Below are 9851 nucleotides of genomic sequence, written 5' to 3'. Positions count from 1 at the left end.
AGGCACGCACGGATCGTGCCGGTTCGCTCGGCGGTGGCGCCGCCCCTGCCGCCTGCGCGCGGTGCGATGCGGCACGCGCCGCTCATGGCGGCCGGTGCAAAGTTTTCAACGGCGTGTAACGCGGGCAGCCGCGCGGCGTGCGACCCCGCCGGAAACGGCTGTCGGGTCAGGAGCCTCGCGACCGGAACAGGCCAGCCCGCACGCGGCCGGCGGGTGCGCGGAAAACGCCGCTGTGCAGCACCATGCCGCCGTCACCCTCGCTGCCGCCCTTATTCAACATGTCCGCGCAGGCGGCCTCGATGCGCGCCCGACCTTGCTCGAATGCATCGCGCAAGTCGGCTTCCAGCGCGGAATTCGCACCGAAATGATCTTCCAGCGCTTCGACCGTGATCGCGCAAGGCTGCGGTTCGCCATCGACGTCGATGACGAAGCGCAACTGAAGCGCGGCGCCGTCGAACACGGGCGGTTCGTCGGTCAACGTCACGCGACGGGGAGAATCGGCCGGCATCGTGTCAGGCCCTCCGCGCCGCGAGGCGATCGAACTGCTGGTTACTGATGAACGCGGGCAATTCGGCCTCGTCGAAGCCGTCGACCGCGAGAATGGCGAGCTTGCAATCATCCAGCCTTTCGCTCATGAGCGTCTCCGTCAGTGTGGCGACACACATCGTGCCGCTTCATCCCGAGGGAGCAAGCGGCATGCCGACACGCCCGTTCGCGCAGGCGATACCGGACGGCCGATCGGGTCGGTCACTGCAGCACGCGCGCGGCGTCGAGCATCGCATCGGTCAGCTCGATCGTCAGCGTCGCGTGCTCGTCGGGCTGGCGGTCGAGCAGGTCCTGCACCGTGTGGCGCAGGATCGCGTGCACGCGCATCCGCGTGCTTTCGTCGAGATCCGCGTAGCGCTCCATCGTGTCGCAGTCGAGCACGAGCACGACCGAATGGCGCTCGGTCTCGGGCGGCCGGTCGGCCGCCTCCATCCACGCGGCCTGAAACTTGACGGTGCCGGTTGCGACGTCCACGTGGACCGTCGTATCGAAACCGTCGGCGTCGATCGTCTCGTTGTCGTCATCGGCGTCGGTCTCGTCAACGTCGTCGTTCTCCAGCCGATTGCGGGAATGCGATTGCATGATGTCCTCCTGCCAGATGGCGGATTGGCATGTCCTGTTCGCGCTCGAACGCTGTCGTTCGGCACGGGGCGCCCGCTTGCTGCGCCCGTGCCGGCGCCCGTGCCGGTATCGGTGATCGCGATTTGCGCGATTCCGGCGACGAACGCGTAGCACCGGTTGAAGCGTCGGCGTCGATGCGCTCGCGATGTGCCGGGCCGCGCAGACGGCTACCGTGCGCGTGGTGGCGACGGATAGGGCCGACCGGGAACGGCATCGGCATCGGCATCCGCTCGCCGCATCCGTGAACCCAGCGGTCAGCGGATCGCCGCTCCGCCAGCCGCACACGCGGCTGCCGGATCAGCGCGCATGCAACGCCCTGCCGGATTCGGCGCCCATCACGTCGAATGCCCGGTTGCATTCGATTGCCGCATCCTCGACGCACGGCCTGCTTTCATTCACCGTAGGCCGCACGCTGCCGCCCCGTGGGGACGCACATGCAGCAGGCATCGCGCTTCCACGATGCCCGGCCGGTCAACCACCCGGACGCATCGCCACCATGCACGACAACATAGGACTGCGATCAAATCGCCGATCGCAAACGCGTGTCCGGGTTCTTCGACGCGCTGCGACCGGCCGCGATACCCCTCATCGTCGCACGACGCCCAGCAGCAGCGTGACCAGGAAGATCACGACGAAGATGTAGAACAGGATCTTCGCGATCTCGGCCGCGCCGGCCGCGATCCCGCCGAAGCCGAACACGGCCGCGACGATCGCGATGATGAAGAAGATGATGGCGTATCGAAGCATGGATACCTCCTGGATGGCAGCTGTCGTCAGCACACGTCGTCGTCGTTCACGCATCGGGCTTGTGCTCCGGGTTGCCGAGCCTCGTCGTGAACTCGGTTTTATCAAATGCCTGTTCGCTCATCGACCCGGCCACCGACTTCGCCGGTGGCCCGAGGTCCCGGATGGCCACCGGATCGTGGCCGCCCGGAAGTGCAATACCCGGCGCATGCCGCCGCGCTCGCGATCCGGTCTGCAATACGGCTTGCAACACCGCATGCGATCCGGCGCGGCATGGCGGCACGCCTGCCGCCGGCGCGCGCCGATGCGACGATCGGCTCGCCCGCACGATGGCTATGCCGGGCAATCATCATGCGGCGTCGCGGCGGCGCAGGTCGGCCGGCGGAATCTTCATCGCCTGGCGATACTTCGTCACCGTGCGACGCGCGAGCAGAATGCCGCGGCCCGCGAGGTTGTGGGCAAGCGCGACGTCGGACAGCGGATCGGTCTGCCGTTCGCCCGCGATCATGTCGCGGATCAGCACCTTCGCGGCCGCCGCCGAGCACACTCCCTTGCCGGCCGCCTCCAGCTTGCGCGGGAAGAAATGCTTGAACTCGAACGTGCCGTGCGGCGTGGCCATGTACTTGTTGCCCGTCGCGCGCGACACGGTCGATTCGTGCAGGTCGAGTTCTTCGGCGATGTCGCGCAGCACGAGCGGCTTCATCGCGATCTCGCCGTAGCGGAAGAAGTCGCGCTGCCGCGCGACGATGCATTCGCCGACACGCTGGATCGTCTCGAAGCGCTTCTGCACGTTGCGGATCAGCCAGCGCGCTTCCTGCAGTTGCTGGCCGAGCGGCGAATCGCGCTCGCCGCTCGACTGCGCGAACAGCGTCGCATAGCGTTCGTGCAGTCGCGCGCGCGGCAGCACGGCCGGGTTGATCGTCACGATCCATTCGTCGCGCACCTGGCGCACGATCACGTCGGGCACCACGTAGTCGCCGCGCGTGCTGCCGTAATGATTGCCGGGGCGTGGGTCGAGGCTGCGCACCAGCGCGCAGGCCGCCTGCAGCGTCTGCGCGTTGCAGCCGATGCGCCGCTGGATCTCGGCCGTTTCGCGGCGCGCGAGCCGCTCGAGATGCTCGCGCGCGATCGCCTTCGCTTCCGCGAGTGCCGGCGTGCCGGCCGGAATCGCGTCGAGCTGCAGCACGAGACACTCGGACAGCGAGCGCGCGGCCAGCCCCGGGCGGTCGAGCATCTGCACGAGCCGCAGCGCGACGGCGAGATCCTGCTCCGTCAACAGCAGCGCGGGATCGGCCGCCACCAGCAGTTCGGCCAGCTCCTGACGCAAGTAGCCGTCGTCGTCGAGCGCGTCGATCACGATGCGCGCGGCTTCGCGGTCGCGCCGGTTCAGCGGGTAGAGCCGCAGCGCATCGTGCAGCTGCTGATGCAGCGAAGGTTCCGCGGCCAGCCATTCGCCGGGCGACAGCCCGCCCGCATCGTCGCCGTGGCGGCTCGCGTCGCGCGGTGCGGGCGCGGCCGTCAACGACACCTCGGACGCCTCCGGCACCTCGGGCACGTCGTCAGATTGCGGGCGAGCGTCGTCAGGCTCGGGCACCGCTTCGGGCGCGGCGGCTTCGGCCTGCGGCCCGGGTGCGTCGGCCTCAGCCTCCTCGTCGCCCTGGCCATCCTCGAGAAACGGATTCTGATCGAGCGCCTGCCGCAACTCCTGTTGAAATTCGAGCGACGACAACTGCAGCAACCGCAGCGATTGCTGAAGCCTCGGCGTAAGTGCGAGATGCTGTCGCATCTGCAGTGCAAGCGAGACGGACATCGAGAGTCCTCCTGACGTTTCGTGGGTTCGTATCGGTATTCGGTCAGGATTCACGCAGCTTCCATGCCAGGCACGCAGATCGCGCCACGTCGCGGCTCACGCGGGATCGCACCCTGCGTTGCAGCGCGGGCGGAGCCGCTTTTTTACAAGCCGGCGGCAAGTTTGGGCACGTTTTTCGCGCACGGCCCGGTACGCGCCAGCTTCATGTCGAATCGGTAATGGATCGGTGGTGGTGTAACCGGCAGCAGCCGGTCGCGCGGACCGACTCGATCCGCCACGCCGCGCAATGGGTGGAGCGCTACGACATTGGCACGCTGCCCATGTGCGACGACAACCGGGTGGTGGGGAGGATGACGAGCCGCGACCTTGCGATACGCGCGACCGAACGCGCCGACGTAGCGAACACGCTCGACGGCGTGTCGCACCCGCAGCGGACGTAACGGTAAGGCACGCTGCTGATCGCCCGAAGAAAGGTCGGCCGGATGATGCGATGCAGGCGCCCGGTCAGAAGCGCTGCCACGGCGCCAGAAACGGGCCTCGGCCGCGCAAGACCGCTGGATGCCCGTGTCGCCAACCGGCCTGTCGGGTCACACGTGTGTTCGCGCGCGCCGATGCGAGTTCGGCTTCGCGCCCACCGACCGGCTTGCCGCCCATCGCGTTCCCGCCGGCCGAAGCCCGATCGGTCGCGCCCAGATCACGATTCCCGCTTGTCCGTTTCGCCTTCGAGTTGCGCGAGCCGGTTGTAGATCGTCTTCAGGCTGACGTCGAGCACCTCGGCCGCCTGCGCCTTCACGCCGCCGCATTGCTCGATCGTGCCGAGAATCAGCTTGCGGTCGACTTCCTCGAGCGACGTGCCGAACGGCACCGTCACGCGATCTTCATGCGAATCGACCATGTTCGACAGTTCGTCCATGATCGGCGGCGGCAGGCTGTCGATCACGTCGGTGTCGCTGAAGATGGCCGCGCGCTGCACGAAGTTGCGCAGCTCGCGCACGTTGCCGGGCCACGCGTAGCGCTTCAGCGCTTCGCGTGCGGCCGGCGAAAAACGCAAAGTGCGACCGGTTTCCTCGTTGTAGCGCTGCAGAAATGCGTCGGCGAGCATCGGGATGTCGTCGCCGCGCTCGCGCAGCGACGGCAGCGGAATCGGAAACACGTTGATCCGGTGAAACAGGTCGGGCCGCAGCTTGCCGTCCGCCATCGCGGCTTCCGGGTCGCGGTTGGTCGCCGCGACGATCCGCACGTCGACGTCGATCTCCCGCGTCGAACCGAGCCGCGTCAGGCGCCCCGTCTCCAGCACGCGCAGCAGCTTGACCTGCGATTCGAGCGGCATCTCGGTGATTTCGTCGAGGAACAGCGTGCCGCCGTCCGCGCGTTCGAAGAAGCCCTTGTGCTGGCGCTCCGCGCCGGTGAAGCTGCCGCGGTCGTGGCCGAACATCTCGCTCTCGACGAGGTTCGCGGCGATCGCCCCGCAGTTCACCGCGAGAAACGGGCCACGGCGGCGCAGGCTCAGGTCGTGCACCGTCTGCGCGGCCAGCTCCTTGCCGGTGCCCGATTCGCCGGTCAGCAGCACCGACGCCTCGGTGCGCGCGACGCGGCCGATCGCGTCGTACACCGTCTGCATCGCGGGCGAGCTGCCGAGCATGCGGCCGAAGCGGCCGAGACGCTGCAGCTCCGAGCGCAGCTCGGCGATTTCCTCATGCAGCGCGGTGGTGCGCGGCACGCGCGCGAAGATGCTGTTCAGCCGCTGCATGTTCAGCGGCTTCACCAGGTAGTCGGTCGCGCCGCGCCGCAACGCGTCGATCGCGGTTTCGAGGCTCGCGTGGCCGGTGGTCAAAACAATTTCGCAGTGCGAACGCTTCGGCAATGAATCGAACAGATCCATCCCGTTGCCGTCCGGCAGCACGAGATCGCACAGCACGAGATCGGGGGTATGCGTCGACACGAGCGTGCGCGCTTCTTCGAGCGTCGCGGCCGTGTCGCAGGCAAGCTGCTGCGTGCGCGCGAGCGCCGCAAGCATCGCTCGCGTATCGGCGTCGTCTTCGACGATCAGGACGTAGGGCATCGTGGCTCCTTGTGAAGCGGCCCGGCACACGTATCCGCCGGAACCGCAGCGGTTTCAGCGAGGTCCGGCCGTCGGTCACACGACGATACGGCATGATCAATGCACTCGTCCCGACTGGCTATCCTCCCGTAAAAAAGCGGTCCCTTTCAGTATAGGAGAGCGATGTCGCGCATGCGCCGATCATCGAATAAATCTATCCGTTCACGGTAACTGCATTGCCGGATTCAATGCGACGCAATCGGTAAGAACGCCTCGTGCTCGCGCCGGATATGCGGTGCGAAGTGGCCTCGATGGCGTCTTTTGCTTATATATCCGCGCTTTGCGGTCAAACTTTCCGGCCTGATTTTTTGCATGTCGAAATCCGGCGATGACAACGGCGCTGACTCGATGACTCCGCCGGCTCGCGCAGCCCTGCCGATTCATCACGCACGATGCACATCAGACGCGTCGTCAGTCAGTCGGCCATAGCATCGCCGCCCCCGTCGCGCGCATGCGAAATCGCCTCGACGAGCTTCAGTTCGTCGTCGATCGACAGCGTCGTATCGATCACTTCTCCGCCGAACGGCGCGAGCGCCGTGCTCAGTGCGTAGATGTCGAGTTGCGTCGCGGCCAGCCCGAGCGACACGGTGCCCGGGCGCGCCTTGCGCGCGACGCGGTCGATCAGTGCGTCGTCCACCGGCTTCTCGCGCCATGCATCGAGCGACGATTCGATGTGCGCCACCACGCTGTCGACGAGCGATCCGGGCGGCGAGCGGCCGGGGTCGACCGCATGGGCGCGCAACTGTCCGTCGGCTGCGCATTCGACGATCGCCACACCCGACAGCGCGACGACGTGCCGGTCGCGCAACGTATCGAGTTCGGCGAGCGCGCGATGGGCGGCCGCGAGGTCGGGATAGGACAACACGATCAGCGTATTCATCTGCGACTCCATGAAATCATGGCGGCCGATTGCGCGGGCATCGCGCTCAATGCGGCAGCCCGAACGCGGCCTTCAGGCTCGCCACGATCATCTGCATCGCGATCGCCGCGAGAATCATCCCCATCAGCCGTTGCGTCACCGCCGTCACGCGCGGCGACAGGTAATGGCCGATCAACGGTGCCGACAGCAACGACACGGTCAGCAGCACGAGAAACGCGGCGAGCCCGAGCGCGAACGCGGGTTCCTGCCCGGTCGAGAATGCGTTGTGCCCGAGCACGATCATCGTCGCGATCGTGCCGGGGCCCACGAGTAGCGGAATCGTCAGCGGATAGATCGCGACGCTTTCGGCCGCGGCCGGGTCGGCGCCCTCGTCGTCGCCCGGCGAATGCTGGCGGCTCGGCGTGCCGTGCAGCATCGACAGCGCGATCAGCAGCACCAGCAGCCCGCCCGCGAGACGAAAATCGTCGATCGTCAGGCCGAACACGTGCAGGATAGCGCCGCCCGCGACGGCCGATACGATGCAGCCGACCGTCACGCCGATCGACGCGGTCAGCGCGACCTTGCGGCGCACGCCGTCCGCCGCGCCTTCCGTCAGCGACAGGAACACCGGAATGTTCGCGATCGGGTTCATGATCGCGAACAGCGCGGCGAATACCTTGATGGCAAAGGTCAGGTCGAAGGCCACTGGCTCGCTCCCGTGTCGCGCGGCGCTTCGCGCGCCGGTTCCGCTTCGTTTCCGATGCACGGCGCGCGCCATGCTGCTACGATCGACGCACCGCGATCACGCACGACGGAGGGCCCCGACCGATGCAACAAGCCACCGACACCTTCATGGATCACGAGATTCGCGTCGATGCGACGCGCACCGCGACCGGCGCGTGGGTCGCGCAGGTGCGGATCTTTCGCGACGGCGCGCCGGTCGATCTGCCCGCGCCCGAGCTCGTCACACCCGAATGGCTCACGTGCGACGAAGCGCTGCGCGGCGGCATCGACCAGGGCCGCGTGATGATCAGGACACGCGACCGATAACGGCAACCGGTTCGTCGGCGCGCGCGGCTCGACGCGATCACGCATCGAAATCCAGATCGCCGATCAGGATCTCGCGGTCGCGCTGGGTGCGCGAGCTGAAGTCGACCGGCAGCGTCATCTGCCAGCGTTCGATCGTGACCGGCAGCGCCGCGAGGTAGCGGTCGAAGCGGCTGCGGTCGGGGTCGGCCAGCAGCGCCTCGATCGCGTCATCGCACCACGCGAGCCGCGCGTTCAGCGGGTTCGGCAGCCCGACCGTCGACGTGAGGCCGATCACGTCGACGCAGGTCGGGCCGCCCTGCCCGTCGTGCGGCACCACGTCGACCTTCACTTCGCCGGGCTCATACAGGCCGCGCACGCGCGCCGCGATGTGCGGCGCAAACTCGGTTTCAAAACGGGCACGCACATCGGGGTTCATCTCGCCTCCGGGTTCGAATCATGTCGTCACGCCGCCGTCACGCGGCGACCATCTGCCGCTCGAATGCGGCTTCCGCCTTCAGGCTGTCGAGATCGCGGCCGAGCGTCGCGACCGCGAGCCGTGTATTGCCGCGCCAGTATGCGATCGAGCAGTCGTGCGCGCCGAGCTCGCCGTCGATCTCGACACGATCCCATTGCTCCGCATGCCCGACGTAGCGGATCGACACGTCGTAATGCTGGCTCCAGAAAAACGGCACCGCGTCGAACGGGCGCTGCTGGCCGAGCAGGTTGCGTGCGGCGACGCTGCCCTGCCGCTCGGCCACGACCCAGTGCTCGACGCGAATCCGCTCGCCCGTGTGCGGATCGGGCCAGCGTGCGATGTCGCCGGCCGCGTAGATATCGGGCACGCTCGTCCGAAGGAAGCGGTCGACCGTCACGCCGTGCTCGACGGCGAGCCCCGCGTCCTGCGCGAGCGCCACGTTCGGATGCACGCCGATGCCGACCAGCACGACGTCGGCCGGCAGCACGTCGCCGTTCGACAGCGCCACGCCGTCCTCCGTGATCCGCGCGGGTGTCACGCCGAGATGGAACACGACGCCGTGCGATTCGTGCAGCGCCTTCAGCGAGTCGCCGAGCGCTTCGCCGAGCACGCGCGCCATCGGGTGCGGATCGGGCGCGACGACCTGCACGACGAGCCCGCGCGTGCGCAACGCGGCGGCCGCTTCGAGCCCGATGAAGCTCGCGCCCACCACGACGCAGCGGCGCGCCGTCTTCAGCTTGCCGATCAGCGCATCGCAATCGGCGCGCGAGCGCAGCATGCATACGTGCGGCAGATCCGCACCGGAGATGGTCAGCCGGTTCGGCTCGGCGCCCGTCGCGAGCAGCAGCGCGCCGTATCCGACACGGCTGCCGTCGGCCAGCTCGACCGCGTGCTGCGCCGTATCGATGCGTGTGACGCGCGCCCCGCACCGCACGTCGATCCGCTGGTCGGTATAGAACGACGGCGCGCGCAGCGGCAGCCAGTCGGCCTCGGCCGTGCCGGCGAGATAGTCTTTCGACAGGTTGGGCCGGTCGTACGGCGGATCGGCATCGGCGGTGAGCAGCGTGACGGGATGCGGATAGCCTTCCTGCCGCAGCGTCACGGCGGCCGCGATCGCCGCGGCGCCGCCGCCGACGATCACCACCGACGCGGGCAGTCCGGCCGCATTCAGCGCGGGCGGCACGGCGGCCGGCCGCGCATCGAGCACGACCGCGCGGCCGTCGCGGCGTTCGACGCGCCAGCACGGCAGCCCGTCGAGCGCCGGTGCGCGTTGCAGTTCGCCCGTGCGCAGGCAGAACGCCGCGTGATGCCACGGACAGCGGATCGTGTCGCCGACCAGCAGCCCTTCGGCCAGCGGCCCGCCGTAGTGCGGACATTGCGCGCCCACCGCGAACAGTTCGTCGGCGCGGCGCACGAGCAGCACCGCTGCGTCGCCGACATGGCCCTCGATCATCGCGCCGTCCGCGAGATCGTCGAGCGCGATGCCTTGCGTGAGGTCGGGGCGTGAAGACGAAGCGTCGCTTCCAGTCATGACGTGGCTCCCGAAAAGTCAGGTAACGATCCCATTATCGACATCCCTCCTGAAAAGAACAGGTACAGATGCCCCGCAGCGCACGCAAACGCGGACTGTAGCTTGCACGTGGTCCATGGCGGGCGTAGAACGTCA

13 protein-coding genes are annotated in these 9851 nt (G+C 68.0%); 2 read left to right on the top strand and 11 right to left on the bottom strand.

Annotation, left to right across the window (positions count from 1 at the left end; genetic code table 11):
• Positions 1–166: 166 nt before the first annotated feature.
• From WJ16_RS18130 to WJ16_RS18115, 6 genes are all read right to left on the bottom strand, one after another.
• Positions 167–508, bottom strand: a complete 342-nt coding sequence (locus tag WJ16_RS18130) for a DUF1488 family protein (RefSeq protein ID WP_069258446.1) — start codon at positions 506–508, stop codon at positions 167–169.
• A gap of 4 nt (positions 509–512) precedes the next feature.
• The gene (locus WJ16_RS35775; RefSeq protein ID WP_257785863.1) at positions 513–635 is read right to left on the bottom strand and encodes a hypothetical protein; all 123 of its coding nucleotides are present in this window, start codon (positions 633–635) and stop codon (positions 513–515) included.
• A 112-nt stretch (positions 636–747) separates the two neighbouring features.
• A complete protein-coding gene (locus tag WJ16_RS18125) occupies positions 748–1128 on the bottom strand; it encodes a hypothetical protein (RefSeq protein ID WP_069258445.1) in 381 nt (126 codons plus the stop codon).
• Positions 1129–1752: 624 nt separating this feature from the next.
• The gene (locus tag WJ16_RS18120) at positions 1753–1914 is read right to left on the bottom strand and encodes a DUF1328 family protein (RefSeq protein ID WP_027792525.1); all 162 of its coding nucleotides are present in this window, start codon (positions 1912–1914) and stop codon (positions 1753–1755) included.
• Positions 1915–1960: 46 nt separating this feature from the next.
• Positions 1961–2164, bottom strand: coding sequence for a DUF3008 family protein (locus WJ16_RS33450; RefSeq protein ID WP_076605968.1), 204 nt, complete (start codon positions 2162–2164; stop codon positions 1961–1963).
• A 96-nt stretch (positions 2165–2260) separates the two neighbouring features.
• Entirely contained in the window at positions 2261–3721 is a 1461-nt protein-coding gene (locus tag WJ16_RS18115; protein WP_069258444.1) for an RNA polymerase factor sigma-54, read from the bottom strand.
• A gap of 218 nt (positions 3722–3939) precedes the next feature.
• Here WJ16_RS18115 and WJ16_RS18110 point away from each other — a divergent pair, with 218 nt between their 5' ends.
• A complete protein-coding gene (locus WJ16_RS18110) occupies positions 3940–4161 on the top strand; it encodes a CBS domain-containing protein (protein ID WP_069258443.1) in 222 nt (73 codons plus the stop codon).
• Between the two features lie 254 nt (positions 4162–4415).
• Here WJ16_RS18110 and WJ16_RS18105 read toward each other — a convergent pair whose 3' ends face one another.
• The 3 genes from WJ16_RS18105 to WJ16_RS18095 form a co-directional block, all read right to left on the bottom strand.
• Entirely contained in the window at positions 4416–5783 is a 1368-nt protein-coding gene (locus WJ16_RS18105) for a sigma-54-dependent transcriptional regulator (protein ID WP_069258442.1), read from the bottom strand.
• Between the two features lie 454 nt (positions 5784–6237).
• The gene (locus WJ16_RS18100; protein ID WP_069258787.1) at positions 6238–6702 is read right to left on the bottom strand and encodes a DUF1269 domain-containing protein; all 465 of its coding nucleotides are present in this window, start codon (positions 6700–6702) and stop codon (positions 6238–6240) included.
• Positions 6703–6748: 46 nt separating this feature from the next.
• On the bottom strand, positions 6749–7387 hold the full coding sequence (locus WJ16_RS18095) for a MarC family protein (RefSeq protein WP_069258441.1): 639 nt from the start codon (positions 7385–7387) through the stop codon (positions 6749–6751).
• A 122-nt stretch (positions 7388–7509) separates the two neighbouring features.
• On the opposite strand from WJ16_RS18095, the gene WJ16_RS18090 reads away from it, so the two are divergent.
• A complete protein-coding gene (locus WJ16_RS18090; RefSeq protein WP_069258440.1) occupies positions 7510–7731 on the top strand; it encodes a DUF6566 family protein in 222 nt (73 codons plus the stop codon).
• A gap of 37 nt (positions 7732–7768) precedes the next feature.
• On the opposite strand, the gene WJ16_RS18085 is transcribed toward WJ16_RS18090, so the two are convergent.
• Together WJ16_RS18085 and WJ16_RS18080 are read right to left on the bottom strand one after the other, a co-directional pair.
• Positions 7769–8146: a DUF5594 family protein gene (locus WJ16_RS18085; protein WP_069258439.1), complete on the bottom strand. Its 378-nt coding sequence runs from the start codon at positions 8144–8146 to the stop codon at positions 7769–7771.
• 37 nt (positions 8147–8183) lie between these two features.
• On the bottom strand, positions 8184–9716 hold the full coding sequence (locus WJ16_RS18080; RefSeq protein WP_069258438.1) for an FAD-dependent oxidoreductase: 1533 nt from the start codon (positions 9714–9716) through the stop codon (positions 8184–8186).
• Between the last annotated feature and the right edge of the window lie 135 nt (positions 9717–9851).

This window comes from Burkholderia metallica, assembly GCF_001718555.1.
GTDB lineage: Bacteria > Pseudomonadota > Gammaproteobacteria > Burkholderiales > Burkholderiaceae > Burkholderia > Burkholderia metallica.
Note: the sequence above shows the minus strand (reverse complement) of the source record. Positions and strands in the feature narration are given on the sequence as shown.

Bases quoted from the DNA above. Each gene is read 5' to 3' on its own strand.
- WJ16_RS18130 (WP_069258446.1), bottom strand. From the start codon at position 508: ATGCCGGCCGATTCTCCCCGTCGCGTGACGTTGACCGACGAACCGCCC.
- WJ16_RS35775 (WP_257785863.1), bottom strand. From the start codon at position 635: ATGAGCGAAAGGCTGGATGATTGCAAGCTCGCCATTCTCGCGGTCGAC.
- WJ16_RS18125 (WP_069258445.1), bottom strand. From the start codon at position 1,128: ATGCAATCGCATTCCCGCAATCGGCTGGAGAACGACGACGTTGACGAG.
- WJ16_RS18120 (WP_027792525.1), bottom strand. From the start codon at position 1,914: ATGCTTCGATACGCCATCATCTTCTTCATCATCGCGATCGTCGCGGCC.
- WJ16_RS18115 (WP_069258444.1), bottom strand. From the start codon at position 3,721: ATGTCCGTCTCGCTTGCACTGCAGATGCGACAGCATCTCGCACTTACG.
- WJ16_RS18110 (WP_069258443.1), top strand. From the start codon at position 3,940: ATGGATCGGTGGTGGTGTAACCGGCAGCAGCCGGTCGCGCGGACCGAC.
- WJ16_RS18105 (WP_069258442.1), bottom strand. From the start codon at position 5,783: ATGCCCTACGTCCTGATCGTCGAAGACGACGCCGATACGCGAGCGATG.
- WJ16_RS18100 (WP_069258787.1), bottom strand. From the start codon at position 6,702: ATGAATACGCTGATCGTGTTGTCCTATCCCGACCTCGCGGCCGCCCAT.
- WJ16_RS18090 (WP_069258440.1), top strand. From the start codon at position 7,510: ATGCAACAAGCCACCGACACCTTCATGGATCACGAGATTCGCGTCGAT.
- WJ16_RS18085 (WP_069258439.1), bottom strand. From the start codon at position 8,146: ATGAACCCCGATGTGCGTGCCCGTTTTGAAACCGAGTTTGCGCCGCAC.
- WJ16_RS18080 (WP_069258438.1), bottom strand. From the start codon at position 9,716: ATGACTGGAAGCGACGCTTCGTCTTCACGCCCCGACCTCACGCAAGGC.